The organism is Paenibacillus sp. Negev47 (assembly GCF_058313655.1).
This window is the reverse complement of the sequence record NZ_CM177754.1, coordinates 3,057,071-3,074,396: the sequence shown is the minus strand read 5'-3', so window position 1 is coordinate 3,074,396 and position 17,326 is coordinate 3,057,071. Positions and strand designations below refer to the sequence as shown.

Sequence of the window (17,326 nt, the reverse complement as noted above, 5' to 3'; positions counted from 1 at the left end):
TCCATTGATTTATTACAAGTTATGTTTCGTTAGGGAATGATGCGGATCATCTGAGAATCGACCACTAAACCATTTCCATTTTAATCCAAGGGTAGTAAAATCGGTTGTACCACCACTACTAGGAATGCTGGTGCATATGGGGATTGGAGAAAGCCAGTATAGAAAGGAGGCGCTTAGGTGTTCATGTTTCGAAGCCCTTATATTTTAGCCTTGTTGATGATGTGTCTGATGTCAGGCTTGACTGCTTGTTCTGAGTCAGAGCAATCGGAAGATAGGGATGCTTTGACAAAGGCTGACTTCACGGAGCAGATACAGAGCCTTAATATGGAAGAACCGTCATGGAAGCTGGATACCACCCCTGTGAATCTAACGTGGTTCGTTGGAGCCGAATGGTACGGGCACACTTGGGGTGAGAGCCTGACTTCCAAATATGTCACCCAAAAAACAGGGGTCAATATCGAATTTGAAGTAGCAACTGATGAACCAAGCGAGATGTTATCACGGATGTTGACGACCGGTAGTCTGCCGGATTTGATAACCATCGGCTCCTGGGAGAGTGCGGTTAACAAACTTCGGGAGAGTAATCTCATCTATGCCCTGGATGAGCTAGCCAACCAGTATGATCCTTACTTTTACAAGGTAGCAGGCGATGGTGCTCTACAATGGTATCGGCAGGAAGACGGCCATACCTATGTCATCCCCAATGATGCGTACAGTCCCGAACAGATGCGTTCAACCGGCTTGACGGGAGCGAACCAAACCTTTCTCGTACGTAAAGATCTGTATGAGTCGATGGGCAAACCGGACCTTACCACACCGAAGGGTTTTCTAAATGCATTGCAATTGCTGAAGAATCAATATTCTGTTTATAAAGGCCAGCTGATCAGCCCGTTTTGGGCACAGGGGGATGCATCCTATGGGATGACCGAATATTTGCAAAATCTGCTTGCGATCCCCCATGAACAGAACGGTAAAGTATACGACCGAATGACAGATCCCGATTATATGGAGTGGCTGAAAACATTTCGTACCGCTTACGAGCAGGGCTTGATTAATGTTGATTTTCTGGTCGACTCCAGTGCACAGGTGCAGGAAAAAACCAACCATGCCCAATATTTTATGATGATTCGGGAATGGACAGACATATCGGACCTCAATTCGAAATTGGAAGTCCTTACGAATCAGAGTTCATACTATATTGCTGTAGATGGACCCCGGAGCAGCAGGGGAGAATCCGCCAAACTGTTCCCCGGCAGCATGGATGGCTGGATGGTTACGATGATTAGCAGATCCACGAAAAACCCTGAAAGAGCCATCCGATTTTTGACCTATCTGGCCAGCGAAGAAGGCCAACGGGATTTATTTTTGGGCAAAGAAGGGGAAACCTGGGCGATGGAGAACGGCAAACCGCAGTTAACGGCGGCAATGCTCCAGTTGCATGACACGGATAGGGAGCGGCTGGAAAAGGAATATGGCGTTGTGGATACCTACTGGATGCTGCGAAACCCTGTTTTCGTTAACCAGTGGAGACCAGAGCATACCCCATCCATTAAGCAAATGGAGGAGTTCGCCAACCAACAGGCCGATCTGGACAGCGACATCTATAAGGGACTGGATCCTGTAGGTGATTCCGATATAGCGTTAGCCTGGTCACGTATTTCTCAGAATTGGGAAGAGGTGCTGCCAGAACTGATTACAGCGAAGGATGAAGCTGCCTTTGACAAAATTTTTGAAAATTTTCTGATACGTCGTGTGAACTACGGCTTTAACCAGGTGATGGAATATCGCCAGGCTGAACTGGAACTGCGGAAAGCCAAGATAGCCAGATAACCATTCCCTAATACATTGTTACCTATCTGCTAACTAGTAATATATGGTATAACAAAGGTGGTGAATACATCAGAATGAAATACCTACTGACGAGATTGAGGAAGCTTTATCGCAATGCCCGTATATCCCAAAAGCTGTTTCTGGCATTTAGCCTGATGATTGCCATACCTGTTATTTTGATATCCTTTGTGTATATCCGCATGCAAGAAACGCAGCTATATAAGGACGCTATGGCAACGGGCAACAGCCACGTTTCATGGCTGAATGAACAATTGCGCAGAAGAATGGACATGATTGAGAACGCTTCCAATACGACCCTCACTCAAAAGTCATTTGTGGATTTTATTCATTCCAATATGCTTGTGGATGGACTGCGCCTGGTAAAGTTTAAGCAGAACCAGTTTGAGCAAATGCTCAATATTATTCAAAGCAATGCGATGATCAGTGAGCTTAGCTTTTACGTCGATAACCCAAACTTGTATGAAATCTGGCCTGAAATCTATCATTATAAGAAATTTTACCCGCAGGATTATTGGGTAAAGCTTCGGGATGAAGGTGGTGCGGCTTACCGTTTATTTTCTTTTAGGGATGGTGAACACACATTATCCTACTATCGTCTGGTTCGCCTTCAAGGGCAGGAACAAAAACGCCCTAGTATTATGGAAGTGCGAGTCCCGCACAGCATGTTTTTCAGCGACCTGCTCCAGGAGAGCAAGGGGGACTTCTTTTCGGTATTGATGAACGGAAGCGATCCTCCCCAGTATGTTTACAATCCCCAGCATGAGTTTTCTGAGAAGTACGGGCAGGGGCTGGAGGAGATCCTTGGCAGTATTCATCACCAGCTGGATATATTGCCGCAGGAAAGCCCGCTTCATGTTAAGGTGGGAGATCAGAGCTTCTATGCATTGTATCGATACATCGCTCCGTTGAACACTTATGTGGTCGATATTGCTTCCCATCAGGCATTGATGAAGGGGCCGCGCAGTTGGTATGCAGTTGTGGTAACGATTACATTATGTGTATTGCTGCTGATTATGCTACTCGTATCCCAAACGACGCGGCGTATTTTCCGGCGGTTGGACAGCGTACTGGGTTCAATGCGGCAAGTACGAAAAGGCGAGCTGGATGCAATGATTGATACAGGCCTTGATGAGAACGAAAGAGGGGATGAAATCGATGAGGTGGCGGTGAATTACAATAAAATGTTACATGAGGTCAAACGTCTAATGACACAGGTCGTGGATAAGCAGTTAATTGCCAAAAACGCACAGTTGCACTCCCTTCATTCGCAGATTAATTCTCATTTTTTATATAACGCCCTGGAATCGATCCGTATGGTGGCAGAGGTACAGAGACAGCCTGCTATAGCCAATTCATTGGTATCGTTGGGCTCCCAGCTACGTTACAGCATGCAGTGGCGTAGCGATACCGTTGCTTTTCGTGAGGAGCTTGCCAATATCCAAAATTATATTGAATTTATCAACTTTATGGAAGGCGGCAGTATCGTTATGACGGCGGATCTTCCTCAGGAGATACTTCGCTACGCCATTCCCAAGATGTGTATGCAGCCCATCGTTGAAAATGCAGTTCATCACGGAGCACCTTCAGGCGGCAGGGTAACTATAGAGATTACCTTTTCTGTGGAGAATGACAGTCTGCTTTTCATTAACATACGAGATGACGGAGAGGGGTTAGAGCCTGAGACGTTACACCGTCTTCAGGCAGTACTGCGGAGCGAATCGGATACGCCGATGGTTACTAGCAGGAGTGGACTTGGTTTGGAAAACGTGAATAAGCGGTTGCAGCTTCATTATGGCAAGAATTGCGGTCTTTGGATTGATAGTGTTCAAGGTGCATATACCTGCGTAACGATACGTTTTCCTTGGGAAAATGTAAATCTTGGAGGGTGGTAGAGCATGATTAATATCCTGATTGTGGACGATCAAAAACACATTCGTGACGGCCTGCAGGCCATGCTGCATCAATTTCCTCTGGAGCTGAACAACATATACTGTGCCGCGAGCGGGATTGAGGCGCTGTGCCTATTGCGGCAGCATTGCATTCACATCGTTATTACCGATATTATGATGCCGGATATGGATGGATTGGCTCTCATGGCTCAAACCAAAGAGGAATACAGGGATGTGGAATACCTCATTATCAGCGGTTATAGTGATTTTACATATGCCCAAAAAGCTATCGGGCTTGGGGCAAAGGGCTACTTGCTAAAACCTTTGAAGCGAGAGGATCTGCAAAATTCCCTGGAGCATCTATGGCAAGAGATCCAGACACGGCAGGCACTTACGCATAATATACAGCGTGTATCCCGTCTCGCCCAAGAGACCGATCGTAAAGAATTAAGAATGTTTATGCAAGGAGCGTTAAGTGATGACGCATGGATTCTTCAGATTGAGGAACAAAATGTTGCGTTATGGCGTAATTATCGCCTAGCCCTGCTGCGGGAAGAAGTTTGCATGAACCAGCCCGGAGCCAGTAGCGCCCATAGCATGGAAGCCATTGCTTATCGTGTGTTTGGCAGACAAGGTTGTATCTGCCTGCAACATCGCCCATACCTGATCCTTGCGGTAGATGCTTCCATAGATCCAAGTGTTTTGCCTGCAGCGCTCAAGGAAGGAAAGATCGATGCTATAACGGCCATGACTAACCCGATTCAGGGGTTAAAAGAACTACCAGACAGCTATACCCAAGTGCTTGAGCTCTATCGCCACAGTTACCTGTTTCCTGATCAGTACAGTATCTTCCCAGTACATATTGAGCATATGGAACAGCAGTGGCAACTTCCCTATGAAGACTTATATGAACTGTTCCAGTCGATTGGAACAGATAACAGTGGGACGATTACTCAGGGTATTTCTGCAATATTTCACAAAAAGGTGCTGCAACGCTATCCTATTCGCTATACCCAACAGCTCTGCGCAGCCACCGTTCAGATAATGGAGGAATACGAACGAGTTATCCGCCCTTATATGGGGGAAGAAGTGCTGGACCTTGAATCATTGCGTAATCTCTTTGATTATCAAGGGATGCGTGATTATATACAAGCACTGCAACAGCAGCTGCTTCGGCTGAATCAGTTATATTATGACTATAAGTGCAGCTATCGCAATTCGCAGGATCTAAATGAAGCCATTCGTTTTATACACGAGAGTTACCACAAACCGCTGGACCTCGCGATGGTATCCAATCATGTATCGCTTAATTATGCTTATTTTTCAAATCTGTTTAAGAAGAATATTGGTAAAGGTTTTGCTGAATACCTACGAGATGTGCGTTTGGATAAAGCGCGCAAGCTTCTCGCCGAAACCGATCATAAAATTGTTGAGGTGGCTGCTATGGTTGGCTATGAAAGCTACAAAAGCTTCACACGCGCGTTCCGACTTGTGATGCAGATCCAACCCACAGAGTACCGACAGATGATGCGGCAGAAGGCAGAGCACGAGGCTCATTACTATAACGCTATACCATGAAACAGCATAATCAAACGGACAATCTCCCTTGTTAAATATGCCAATTGAATCAAAAGCCAAAAAAATGGGATACCACAAAAACAATTGTACCTTTTCAGCAAATTAACCTATTCGATAGAATAAAGATATTCCCAATTGTAAGCGTTTCCTTAATGCGCATGGATTGGGAGAAGCTATTATTCTATTAAAGGAGGGCAATTATGAAACCATCTCACTTTACGGCGAAACGGTTTATGAAAAAGGTACTCGGTATGTTCCTTGTGGTTGTGATGCTGGCTAGTATTGGCATACTGCCAGCTTCAAAGGTTCAGGCAGCGGGAACTACTGTAAGCTCAATGGAGTACTTCTCACCAGCAGATGGGCCTGTTATTTCAAAATCTGGGGTTGGCAAGGCCAGCTACGGATTTGTTATGCCTAAGTTCAATGGAGGCTCCGCGACATGGAATGATGTTTACAGTGATGTAGGCGTTAATGTAAAAGTGGGCAACAACTGGGTTGATATCGACCAGGCAGGCGGTTATATCTATAACCAAAACTGGGGGCACTGGAGCGATGGAGGCTTCAATGGCTATTGGTTCACCCTCTCCGCAACAACCGAGATTCAACTGTACTCCAAAGCGAATGGTGTTAAGCTGGAGTATCAACTTGTATTCCAAAACATCAACAAAACAACCATCACAGCGATGAATGCGACACAAGGTCCACAAATCACAGCAAGTTTCACAGGCGGTGCAGGCTTTACATATCCAACGTTCAACAATAATCCTGCGGTCACTTATGAAGCTGTTGCGGATGATTTGAAGGTGTATGTCAAACCTATTAACAGCAGCACCTGGATTGATATTGATAATAACGCAGCCAGCGGCTGGATCTACGATCACAATTTTGGCCAATTCACTGATGGCGGCGGTGGGTACTGGTTTAACGTAACGGAGTCGATCAATGTCAAATTGGAATCAAAGACTTCTTCGGCTAATCTTGTTTATACCATTACGTTTAATGAACCTACAAGAAATTCATATGTGATTACGCCATATGAAGGGACAACCTTCACAGCAGATGCAAATGGTTCCATTGGGGTTCCGCTTCCGAAAATTGATGGGGGGGCGCCAATCGCCAAGGAACTGGGCAATTTTGTATACCAGATTAACATCAATGGGCAATGGGTTGATTTGAGTAACTCCAGCCAGAGCAAATTTGCATACTCCAGTAATGGGTATAACAATATGTCCGATGCCAACCAGTGGGGTTACTGGGCCGATTATATCTATGGTCTTTGGTTCCAGCCAATCCAAGAAAATATGCAGATCCGTATTGGATATCCACTGAACGGACAGGCGGGCGGAAATATTGGCAACAACTTCGTCAACTATACCTTTATCGGCAATCCAAATGCTCCGCGTCCGGATGTATCCGATCAAGAGGATATCTCAATCGGAACGCCAACCGACCCGGCAATCGCGGGCATGAACCTCATCTGGCAGGATGAGTTTAACGGAACTACGCTGGATACAAGCAAATGGAACTATGAAACAGGCTATTATCTCAATAACGATCCCGCTACATGGGGATGGGGTAACGCAGAGCTGCAGCACTACACGAACAGCACCCAAAATGTATATGTACAGGACGGAAAGCTGAATATCAAAGCCATGAACGATAGCAAATCTTTCCCGCAGGATCCGAATCGGTATGCACAGTATTCTTCTGGCAAGATTAACACCAAGGATAAACTGTCCTTGAAGTACGGCAGAGTAGATTTTCGTGCCAAGCTTCCTACAGGTGATGGTGTATGGCCAGCACTGTGGATGCTTCCAAAAGATTCGGTATACGGCACTTGGGCTGCATCAGGTGAAATTGATGTTATGGAAGCGAGAGGCCGTCTGCCTGGATCAGTAAGCGGTACCATACACTTTGGTGGACAATGGCCCGGGAACCAGTCTTCGGGCGGCGATTATCACTTCCCGGAGGGGCAAACTTTTGCCAATGATTATCATGTATACTCGGTAGTCTGGGAAGAGGACAACATTAAATGGTATGTCGATGGCAATTTTTTCTATAAAGTGACCAACCAACAGTGGTATTCCGCAGCTGCACCGAATAATCCGAGTGCACCTTTCGATGAGCCGTTTTACCTCATTATGAACTTGGCAATCGGCGGAAACTTTGACGGTGGCCGTACTCCGAACGCCTCCGATATCCCGGCGACTATGCAAGTGGATTATGTACGCGTGTATAAAGAACAGTAATAAAACAGCTGTTTCCGCAATGAACAAGCCGTTGATCTGAATAATGATGATCAACGGCTTTTTTTGTTGTTAATTTGAATTGATGTTATTTAGGCAGGTAGGATCTCTGTTTACTCAAGCTTCATCTGGTATTGTTAATTGCTAAGCGTCAAAATTCCGGCTTGTTTAAAGATTTCATTCAGTTTCATAGGCGAGTAGATGAAACGACATGTTTCATTGCAACTTATGATCGATTCCTCACTTCTCGACTTTTTTCTCCGGTGCAGACGGTTGCTCTTTTTTAGACGTTTCCTGGCTCGTCTCAAAGTTAATCGGCGGTATGCCGTTTGCTTGCCACACCGTTCCTCTACGCTCGTACTCGAATAACTTCTCTATGGCATTCGCAATCTGTGGTCCGACTTCACGCTCAACCAAATACAAGGCCACATCAAGTCCAGAAGTAACACCTCCGCCAGTTACCAAACGAGGGCCATCTTCCACGATTCTTGCATCGACCGGAATTGCACCGAGAGCCCCTAACGCACCCATGCCTATCTGATTGGTGACAGCATATCTGTCTTTCAACAATCCATCCATAGCCAGCAGCAATGAACCTCCACACACGGTAGCCACCGTAACGTCCTTATTATTCATAGCTTGTTTCATCATCGTTGTTAATCCCGAATCCTTAGCCTGCCTTAATATGTTGGGAATAGCATCTGCGGTATTCCCCGATGGCTTCCCCGAAGCGCCAGGAACAACAATAATCCCGGAACGATCAGAGTCTAACACATCTTGCGAATCGAGGGCAGGTCCATTCAGCCCGCTCGGCACCGAACGCTTACCTTCTGCAGATACTAATTCTACAGTAACTTTTCCACCAGTGTACATTCCGGCAGCAGCAAATACTTCATATGGCGCTAATGCGTCCAGCAGATCAAACCCATCGAATAATACGATTTGTACATGCACGCTTTTACCCTTGGATGGATCTGGATTCTTGTTTGTTTCTGCGCTTGCTGCGGGGGCTAATAGACATAGAACGAGCGTTAACGACGTGAGTAAGCCAAGTATTTTTTTCATCCTGATACCCATTCCTTTCGATTTGTTCTGATGATGATTTCAGGAATAACTAGCAGCAGCGTAATCGAGCCGTAAACGCCGATGGTGTAGCTAGTAGGGTAAACGTACCCGAATCCCTGATGAAAAAGGGAAGTAATGAGATGGATCAACATGTTTGTGAAGCAAAAGGCGTAACTACGAATCATCCAGTTACGATGACGAATGATCCGTTTCCTCTTGATTTGGACGAGCGCAATAATGGTGATAACCAGCCAGATCATATTCAACAGATTGAATCCCATACTGCTTATTTTTCCGCCTGTGGCGTAAGGGGCCATATATCCGGAAGTCAGCACAACCAGCAGTACGGATACGATATATACATAGCCGTTTATGCGATGGAGCCTGCGGCTTCTTTCCAATATTCGATTCGAAAAGTTAACCAGTCCCGATGCCATGGCTACACATGCGAATGCAACATGAACGTACATGACATTAAGCCAAACCGGGAGATTGAGCTCGCGCTTCAACCCGGTCTTATGGCTTAAAAATCCCGAAGCACCTGGATCGATCCAATAGTTTTTCACCAAGGCGTGTAGTATAAATAGAATGCTGACACAGGCCAACAATAAGTATAACGATTTCCGTTTCTTCATCCGTTCGCAACTCCCGAAGCTAGGAAATTCGATTTCCTGTTAATTTGGATGCAGGCAGTAGGCCGGCTTTAGCGATACCAACCATGTGATTTCCATCGACGACAACTTCGAATTTGAGATTCAAGCGCATGGGTTTTGTGATTCGAAGTGACCAGCCCAGCTTGTTATCTTGAAGCACGGGGTTCATAAACCCGATGGTTTCATCTCCTTGCGTCGCCGTGCCATGGATCATATCGTGTCTTGTTGATATGGAGAGCTTGACCTCCAGCTTCCCGACGGGCGTAGCGAGGGTGGTATCCCAATCTCCGTCGAAGACCGATGCCTGTGCGCTATTGCTATGCAGCGTGCTGGGCGTGGGTGTCATCGCTGTTTTGTTCACCGCGGTGTTTGGTTCGTCGCTTGTCAATGGTTTATTAACGCTTGGCGTTATCCCGGTATCCTTCCAAACCGTGCCTCTTCGTTCATATTCGAATAACTGCTCTACCGCGTGGGCGATACGAGGTCCAAGTTCACGTTCCACCAGATACAGCGCTACATCGAGTCCGGAAGTTACGCCTCCGCCGGTAACCAGATTGCCGTCGTCCACGACGCGAGCCGAGATGGGAACAGCTCCGGTTGCACCAAGTAAGTCCATGCCCAGATGGTTCGTTACCGCCGGTCTGCCTTCCAAGAGGCCTCCCATGGCAAGCACCAGTGAACCGCCGCAGACTGTTGCGACTATGCTGTCTTCGTGCTGGAGAGCCTGCTCGATCATGCCGGTCAATTCGGTATCCATGGCCCGGCCCAGAATAGCCGGAACCGAATCGGGCCCATCTCCTTCGACGTCGCCGGAAGCGCCAGGGACGAGAATAATGCCCGCACGTTCCGGGTCCAGTATGCCACTCGCTTCAATCCTCAACCCATTGATGCCACTTGGCACGGATCTTGGTCCTTCGGCGGTGACCAATTCTACGTTCAGCGCATTTTCAGCATTCATGGCTGCAGCGCAGAAGACCTCGTAAGGTGCTAGCGCATCCAGAAGGTCGAAGCCGTCAAACAATACAATTTGAACGTTAAGCATCCATAAATCCTCCCAGTCTTTATTTAGTCAAAAGATCTTTCAGCTTACGATATTCCTTCTCATCAATTTCACCATTGGCCATTCGGTTCTTCAGAATCATAGCGATGTCATTCTTTTTAAAATCGTTCTTGTAACGATGACGAATTGCGTATACTCGAACCGCCAGGAAAGAAAACAGCGTGAGCAAAAACAAAGCGCCGAAAGGAAAGAACGAGAAAGCATTATTTTCCAAACCCATATGTAAACCTCCTTTATCAATGACTGCGCGACATGATCACCCGAAGTATGGGCCGTTCGTATGCGCAAGAGAAGCATACCAAACGAATATCTCAAACGAAGATGCAGAAAGATCACAAAAGTATAAACAAATCATCACAATACATAAGCTCGCATTAGTTCTTGTTAAAAAAATGATAAACTAGGAAAGCAAAGGTGGGATAAACATGAGCGTATCAAAGACGATTCTGGTTGTAGACGATGACCAAGATATTGTTGAGCTATTAAGGGATTTTCTAGAGAATGACCACTTTCAAGTGAAAACCGCTTGTGACACCGCTCAAGCGTGGGACATATTTAAAGAAAGCTCTGTTGATTGCATTGTTCTTGACATTATGATGCCGGGACAAAATGGATTTGAGTTTTGCCGCCGGATTCGCGGGGAGAGCAATGTACCAATCCTGTTCTTGAGTGCTCGCAGCGATGATGTGGATAAGATTCGAGGCCTTACTCTCGGAGGCGATGATTACATCGTCAAAACCGCTTCGCCGGGTGAGATCGTTGCCAGAGTAAAAGCCGTATTGCGGCGTTCCGCTTCCCCACAACAATTGGATAACAGGGTCTTGGATTACGGCCGCATTAAATTAAACCTGACCACAAGAGAAGTACTAGTGGATGGAAAGAACATCGTGCTCACACCCAGGGAATATGAGCTGTTGCGATTATTTGCCGAACATCCGAGACATGTTTTCTCCTATGAACAATTACTTTCGAAGTTTTGGGATGGGGTGGGCGACAGGCATACAATTCGGGTTCATCTTAGTCGGCTACGTGAGAAAATCGAAGCTGATCCGAACCAGCCGATATTTCTGGTTAACGTATGGGGAGTAGGGTATCGCTTTGAGGGAGGGTAATATGAGGTCGCTCCGCATTCGTACGTTTACCATGCTTTGCTTCTTCTTTATCCTCTTATTGCCGTGGATCTTCTTTGTTACTGCGCACTTTATGGAAACCAAGACACTCAGCTTCGAACAAGGTCGGCTGCAAAACGAGACCCTGCAACGAAATATATCGGAAATGACGCAGAGAATTGAATCGGACACAGACCAATGGACAGATCCAGTCTGGCAAAACCAATTGTATTCCGCGCTGCGTGAAGCGAAGATGGATGTTCTCATTGAATCCGCAGAAGATCAGGAAATTTATCGTTCCAATCCTGACCGACGCGGCACTAATTTATCAACCGAGCGGTTCTCCGTAATCGAGGACGGCCAGTTGCTGGGAAGGGTTATTCTGTACTTACCTCAATCCAACCAATTTCAAGTGATGTCAGCTTTTGTCGGGCTGCTGCTTGCGATTTTTGTTGTCGGAATGGAAATGAGACGATTCGTTCTAAAACCACTCGAGAAGATGGGGATCGCAGCAAGACAAATTGCAACAGGGGATTGGGATGTTCGCTTACCCATGTCGAGGGTCACTGAAATCGCTGAAGTCCGCGACGGATTCGATGTTATGGTCAAGGGAATTGAGCAGTCCTATCGAAAACAGGCTGAACTGGAAGAGGAACGCCGATTCGTCATTGCGGCTGTTGCGCATGATTTACGGACACCGTTGTTCGCTTTGCGAGGCTACTTGGATGGTCTGGAGCAAGGGATCGCTCAATCTCCGGAGAAAATGGGCCAATATGTTGCGGTCTGCAAGGACAAATCGGCCCAATTGGATCGTTTGGTAGAGGATCTTTTCACTTTTACAAAAATGGAGTATGTGGAGTCGCAACTGCATAATAAAACGGTGGATTTTAACCAGGTCGTCCGGAATTCGATGGATAGTCTGAGTCCACTGGCTCGGCAAAAAGGAGTTTCCATCTCGTTTCATGTAACGGATCGGTGCATCATCCATGGAGATATGCATTTATTAGAACGAGCCATGAACAATCTGCTGGATAATGCCGTAAGACACACATCTGCGGGTGGTGAAATCGAAGTCCAGTGTAACAAAGTTGGTGATAAGGTTAAGTTTACGATACGCGATACCGGGCCGGGCTTCACTGCGGAAGAACTTGAGCGTGTATTTGAACCCCTATATCGCGGGGAAACATCCAGAAGTCGTTCAACCGGTGGCAGCGGATTAGGCTTAACCATTTCACAAAGAATTGTTAGGCAGCACGGAGGCGAACTTGCCGCAAGCAATCATCCGGAAGGAGGAGCACTGCTTGAAGGATGGTTACCTGCAGCAACCTTAGAGCAGATAGATTCGGATGATCTATAGTCGTTTTTATTTCACGTTAAAAGCTGGGTCTTCAAGCCAGTCGAGCGTATCGCCGATAATCTACTTAAGCGTAATTTCACGGCTGAGAAACCAAACCAGAAATGGGTGACAGATGTGACTCAATACAGGGTAGGCGAGCGCTGGCTGTATCTTTCGGCAGTGAAAGACTTATTCAATAACGAGATTGTAGCCTACAAACTGAGCGAACCTAAAGACAATGAGCTGCTACTTCAGACCTTCGCGAAGGCTTTCCCCAAGCAAAAAGACGTGACTGGACTAGTCGTTCACAGCGACCAAGGCTTCCAGTACACGTCTCATGCTTACCACGACATGTTGCCTAAGGTTGGCGCCCAAATTATCATGTAAGTTATGCAAAACCATCCAAATGCATCCCAGAAGAAATGGCGGAGCTGATTGGTGTATCCCAGGGCCGTGTCAGTCAGTTGGTCAAAATATTGAATGAATCTAACCCGGGATCGACTCTCGATAATCCATAAGTGGTGCTGATGGGTTTTAATTCTTTAAGAACAAGTTTGATTTCTGATGTAGAGTTTTTCTCGTACACGATCAGCAGCTTCATTTCCTTAAAGGGTAGAAGAATTCAATTTGGAATAGACAAATATATACTTCGAGATTAGTCACATCTGAAGTTCAAATCATTCTCATTTTCAAACTGTATAGCTTAGACCTGTGCTGTCGGGCGGATTACAATCTCATTCACATCAATATCATTTGGTTGCTCTATTGCGAACGCTATAGCGCGGGCAACCGCATCCGGCGGCATCGCCAACTCGTCCCGAATAGCCGTTAGACGGTCCTTTACCTCTTTATTTGTCAAACCCTCCGTGAAATTTGTATGCACTATTCCAGGCGATATAATTGTTACACGTAATTGTTTGCCAGCCTCCTGGCGAAGCCCCTCTGAAATTGCACGAACAGCGAACTTCGTGCCAGAATAGACAGATTGATTCGGTACTGTTTTATGTCCAGCGGTAGAAGCAGTGTTGACAAAATGACCAAAACCCTGATTGCGAAAAATAGGCAGCGCAGCTGCGATACCGTAAAGCACGCCCTTCATGTTGATATCGATCATTGACTCCCAGTCCTCAACACGCAATTCATCAAGGGGTGAAATCGGCATAACGCCGGCATTGTTAATGAATACATCAAGCTTGCCGTACTGTTCGCAGGCTAGCGTGACAAGCCTGGACAAGTCTTCTCGCCGTCTTACATCTGTGCTTACATAAACGGCCTCACCGCCCCGTTTTATAATGCGCCTCGCAAGTGCTTCTAGTCGTTCCGTACCTCTCGCTCCAAGCACAATCTTAGCACCGCGTTCGGCAAGCAGGAGTGCCGCTGTTTCGCCAATTCCACTGCTTGCGCCTGTAATAACGATGACTTTGTTTTTGATTCCTGACATAATTATGTTCTCTTTTACGCTCATGGTTAAATCCTTCTTTCTACTGATTATGTTTGCAAGTGTCGTTGACGTCACTAGTAGAAGTATATAAAAGAGTGATTAATATCAGGTAGACGATTACTGCACTTTTTTTGCCTAATCCTGTCTGTCTGGCTACAATAAACTTAAAAAATCTACAGAATAAGGAGGGGGAATTATGGAACAACTCTTCCCGAGGCTTACCATTTCAACCTATCAGCAAGAGTTGGCTCGACTAATTCAACTGCATGCACCGATAGATGGTACACACAATACAGCCATTGCTGAGCTCTATTTCAGAAGGGCATCGAACGAAATGGAGCCGACGCATACTGTCAATATGCCCTCTCTTTACGTGATCGTCCAAGGCTCTAAAATCGCCACTTTGGCTGGTGAAAATATCCGATACGATTCAGCTACTTATATGGTAACCTCCGTCCATTTGCCCGTTATCGGTAGAATTACTGATGCATCACCGCAGCTGCCCTATTTAAGTTTGCAATTAACGCTTAATCCAGATGTTCTTCTGGAAATCGCCAATAAGATCAGTCCCCAGAGAAGCAGGGAGACTGGACGAGGAATAGTGGTGAATACATCTACGCCTTCTTTATTAGATGCAGTACTTCGACTTGTCCAACTTTTGAATACACCTATGGATATTCCAATGCTTGCTCCACTGACCATACGTGAAATATTTTATCGGGTGCTACAGGGCGAGCAGGGAGCATTGCTCCGTCAGTTTGCGCTGGCCGGAAGCTATGCACATGGTATATCTGAAGCGATCCACCTCATTAAACGAGATTATTCTGAGCCTCTTGTCATTAGTGAGTTAGCAAAAAATGTTAGTATGAGTCCTACATCATTGCACAAGCATTTCAAAAGAGTAACAGCAATGAGTCCGTTGCAGTATCAAAAAATAATTAGGTTGCAAACGGCACGCCGACTTCTAATCATGGAAAAATTGGATGCGGCTACGGTGAGTTTTCGAGTTGGTTACGAAAGCCCTTCTCAGTTCAGTCGGGAATACGCCCGCTTATTCGGACGTCCGCCGATAAGTGATGTTAAGCACCTCCGCGATTCGTTATATGATCATCGATGATTTCCATAATCTCTTGGATTGCTTATTCTTCAGCAACGGCAAGATAGCATAATAAATTATCTTCATTTAGTGAAAAATACCTTTAAAAAAATCCTGGGGATGAGGGTTTCAGAAATGAAAAGATTTATCGGATCATTGCTAACGGTCATCATTTTCTTGATGACAATTCAGCCCGTTTTTGCAAAGCTAGACGATGAACCATTGAAACGGCTTGTACTTACTTTGTTAACTCCAAAAATACAGGAACAGATTAACCGATACTATAAAAATAAATTAACCGTATCACCTATGTTTATGCCTTTTTTAGATGGAACCGATATAGACGTTAAATATTATTCTTCACATATTGATGTACGGGTTAAAACAATCCCGTACGTAGGACCTCATTTGGATGTTGGGATCGACTCGATGAGATTTAGTATAGATAACTCCGGATCAATAGTGGTTCAAGAGTATAAGCACATTAAGGATTACGACTTGCCTCCAAACTGGCAAGAAATTATTAAAACCGATTGAACTAACGGGAAACGATAACTCAATAATAGTAAGACAGCAGCTGACCATCGTGATCGGCTGTTTTGTTCAAGTAAATTTCTTATATTCAAAATAAATCGAAGCAAGGGGAATTCAATGAGTATGAGTAAATATCAAAGGCCACGCCCATTGGAATAATCTAAGGAGAGGATCAGATGTATCTAAAAGAATTTGATTTAGATTTACCGTATATTCTGAATGATGAAAGCATTGAATCTATAATGAAAATACAAAAATGTGAGTACAACGAAGCAACAAAATTAGATTATGAATTGAATTGGAAATGGAAAAGACGTTCATTTAGGTTGGAAACTCGCTGTATTACAGCGATGTTTGAACGTTTATTTTGGAAATACAAAACAAAAGATTGTTGGAAAGTCCTAATAGAATGTGTAGAAAACATTTCGGACGAAAGGATTGTTAACGATTCAGGTGTGTGTTCGGCGCCAGTCCAATTCAGTTTGAATGACTTTCGTGCAAAAAATGAGTTGGAGAAAAAAAAGGTTACGCTTCGACTACTCATGGACGGGATCGAGAAACTTGCTCTACGTAATAGTTGGCAGATTGATCCATTTACAGAAATAGCATTACAAATAGAAGAGTTAGGTTATGTAAATGAATGGACTTGGAAAAAAAACAGTAAAAAGTCCTAATAAGAAGTACAATGCAAAAGTCATATGCCATCATAATGTAGAAAGCATGGATATATTCATATCTATTCTACAACGAGATGGTACGCAAGCACTTTTAGAAAAGGTCATATCAGAACAACCAGATGAATTTGCCTGTGCTAAACATTTAGGCGAACTTAAATGGGAATCTGATTTTGGAGTTGCTTTGATAAATAAAAAAGGCAATGAAAAGTATTTGGTAGCCATAGAACACTGATAATACTGTCGTTAGAAAAATTGTATAAGGACAAGAACATTAGTTCAGTGAATGTTAAATCAATACCTGGGGAGTTAGATAAGAAGAGATTTCGAAGAAGAGGTAGAGATGATGAACACATTAAAATGGCTTCAAAACTGGTATCTTGAAAACTGTAATGGTGATTGGGAGCATTCATACGGTGTTAAAATTGATACTGTGGATAATCCCGGTTGGTCTGTCAAAATTGATTTGACAGATACTTTTCTAGAGGATGTTCCGTTTGATATGTTTGAAGAAGAGAGAAATGAAGAAGATTGGTTCTACTGTATTGTTAGGGATGGAGTGTTTCACGGTGCAGGGGGAGCAACAAATTTAGAAGAAGTACTAGACTGCTTTAAAAATTGGGTTTTGAGTTTAGAGAGAAGTTAATTATGTAGTACCTGAGGAAGAGACCTTGATTTGGTTAAATGCCTTTTAAGGACTTTTTATTCTTTATTGAGATATATATAGGACTAATCTTTCTAGGTGTTTTGGTATTCCACAATATTTGAAAGAGAGCACGGAGTAATTATAACAC

Annotated in this window: 17 protein-coding genes; 12 read left to right on the top strand and 5 right to left on the bottom strand. The window is 44.8% G+C overall.

Annotated features, from left to right (window positions below):
• Positions 1-183: 183 nt before the first annotated feature.
• The 4 genes from AC4G47_RS14050 (at position 184) to AC4G47_RS14035 (ending at position 7,567) form a co-directional block, all read left to right on the top strand.
• Positions 184-1,830 carry an extracellular solute-binding protein gene (locus AC4G47_RS14050; protein WP_491106704.1) on the top strand — a complete coding sequence of 549 codons (1,647 nt, stop codon included), beginning with the start codon at positions 184-186 and terminating at the stop codon, positions 1,828-1,830.
• Between the two features lie 74 nt (positions 1,831-1,904).
• Positions 1,905-3,743, top strand: coding sequence for a sensor histidine kinase (locus tag AC4G47_RS14045; protein WP_491106434.1), 1,839 nt, complete (start codon positions 1,905-1,907; stop codon positions 3,741-3,743).
• A 3-nt stretch (positions 3,744-3,746) separates the two neighbouring features.
• Positions 3,747-5,318, top strand: coding sequence for a response regulator transcription factor (locus AC4G47_RS14040; protein ID WP_491106433.1), 1,572 nt, complete (start codon positions 3,747-3,749; stop codon positions 5,316-5,318).
• A 200-nt stretch (positions 5,319-5,518) separates the two neighbouring features.
• Positions 5,519-7,567 carry a glycoside hydrolase family 16 protein gene (locus AC4G47_RS14035; RefSeq protein WP_491106432.1) on the top strand — a complete coding sequence of 683 codons (2,049 nt, stop codon included), beginning with the start codon at positions 5,519-5,521 and terminating at the stop codon, positions 7,565-7,567.
• 237 nt (positions 7,568-7,804) lie between these two features.
• Here AC4G47_RS14035 and AC4G47_RS14030 read toward each other — a convergent pair whose 3' ends face one another.
• The 4 genes from AC4G47_RS14030 to AC4G47_RS14015 are packed head-to-tail and all read right to left on the bottom strand — an operon-like array spanning position 7,805 to position 10,562.
• Positions 7,805-8,629, bottom strand: a complete 825-nt coding sequence (locus AC4G47_RS14030; protein ID WP_491106431.1) for a DJ-1/PfpI family protein — start codon at positions 8,627-8,629, stop codon at positions 7,805-7,807.
• Positions 8,626-9,264 carry a DUF2306 domain-containing protein gene (locus AC4G47_RS14025; protein ID WP_491106430.1) on the bottom strand — a complete coding sequence of 213 codons (639 nt, stop codon included), beginning with the start codon at positions 9,262-9,264 and terminating at the stop codon, positions 8,626-8,628. Before AC4G47_RS14025 ends, AC4G47_RS14030 begins: the two co-directional genes overlap by 4 nt.
• 19 nt (positions 9,265-9,283) lie before the next feature.
• Positions 9,284-10,324: a DJ-1/PfpI family protein gene (locus AC4G47_RS14020; RefSeq protein ID WP_491106429.1), complete on the bottom strand. Its 1,041-nt coding sequence runs from the start codon at positions 10,322-10,324 to the stop codon at positions 9,284-9,286.
• Between the two features lie 19 nt (positions 10,325-10,343).
• Positions 10,344-10,562, bottom strand: coding sequence for an SHOCT domain-containing protein (locus tag AC4G47_RS14015; protein ID WP_491106428.1), 219 nt, complete (start codon positions 10,560-10,562; stop codon positions 10,344-10,346).
• A gap of 205 nt (positions 10,563-10,767) precedes the next feature.
• Here AC4G47_RS14015 and AC4G47_RS14010 point away from each other — a divergent pair, with 205 nt between their 5' ends.
• The 3 genes from AC4G47_RS14010 to AC4G47_RS14000 are packed head-to-tail and all read left to right on the top strand — an operon-like array spanning position 10,768 to position 13,174.
• Positions 10,768-11,454 (top strand): response regulator transcription factor, encoded by a 687-nt coding sequence (locus tag AC4G47_RS14010; RefSeq protein ID WP_491106427.1) that lies wholly within the window; start codon positions 10,768-10,770, stop codon positions 11,452-11,454.
• 1 nt (position 11,455) lies between these two features.
• Positions 11,456-12,808, top strand: coding sequence for a sensor histidine kinase (locus tag AC4G47_RS14005; RefSeq protein WP_491106426.1), 1,353 nt, complete (start codon positions 11,456-11,458; stop codon positions 12,806-12,808).
• Positions 12,809-12,856: 48 nt separating this feature from the next.
• Positions 12,857-13,174 carry a DDE-type integrase/transposase/recombinase gene (locus AC4G47_RS14000; protein WP_491106703.1) on the top strand — a complete coding sequence of 106 codons (318 nt, stop codon included), beginning with the start codon at positions 12,857-12,859 and terminating at the stop codon, positions 13,172-13,174.
• Positions 13,175-13,490: 316 nt separating this feature from the next.
• Here the strand turns inward: AC4G47_RS14000 and AC4G47_RS13995 are convergent, their stop codons facing one another.
• The gene (locus AC4G47_RS13995) at positions 13,491-14,228 is read right to left on the bottom strand and encodes an SDR family oxidoreductase (RefSeq protein WP_491106425.1); all 738 of its coding nucleotides are present in this window, start codon (positions 14,226-14,228) and stop codon (positions 13,491-13,493) included.
• Positions 14,229-14,424: 196 nt separating this feature from the next.
• On the opposite strand from AC4G47_RS13995, the gene AC4G47_RS13990 reads away from it, so the two are divergent.
• The 5 genes from AC4G47_RS13990 to AC4G47_RS13970 all read left to right on the top strand — a co-directional run bounded on the left by AC4G47_RS13990 (position 14,425) and on the right by AC4G47_RS13970 (position 17,178).
• Positions 14,425-15,345, top strand: a complete 921-nt coding sequence (locus tag AC4G47_RS13990) for an AraC family transcriptional regulator (protein WP_491106424.1) — start codon at positions 14,425-14,427, stop codon at positions 15,343-15,345.
• A 114-nt stretch (positions 15,346-15,459) separates the two neighbouring features.
• Positions 15,460-15,861: a DUF3888 domain-containing protein gene (locus tag AC4G47_RS13985; protein ID WP_491106423.1), complete on the top strand. Its 402-nt coding sequence runs from the start codon at positions 15,460-15,462 to the stop codon at positions 15,859-15,861.
• Positions 15,862-16,034: 173 nt separating this feature from the next.
• The gene (locus tag AC4G47_RS13980) at positions 16,035-16,532 is read left to right on the top strand and encodes a hypothetical protein (protein WP_491106422.1); all 498 of its coding nucleotides are present in this window, start codon (positions 16,035-16,037) and stop codon (positions 16,530-16,532) included.
• Positions 16,495-16,767, top strand: a complete 273-nt coding sequence (locus AC4G47_RS13975; protein WP_491106421.1) for a hypothetical protein — start codon at positions 16,495-16,497, stop codon at positions 16,765-16,767. Before AC4G47_RS13980 ends, AC4G47_RS13975 begins: the two co-directional genes overlap by 38 nt.
• A gap of 108 nt (positions 16,768-16,875) precedes the next feature.
• Complete coding sequence (locus tag AC4G47_RS13970) at positions 16,876-17,178, top strand: immunity 53 family protein (protein ID WP_491106420.1); 303 nt, start codon at positions 16,876-16,878, stop codon at positions 17,176-17,178.
• Positions 17,179-17,326: the final 148 nt, after the last annotated feature.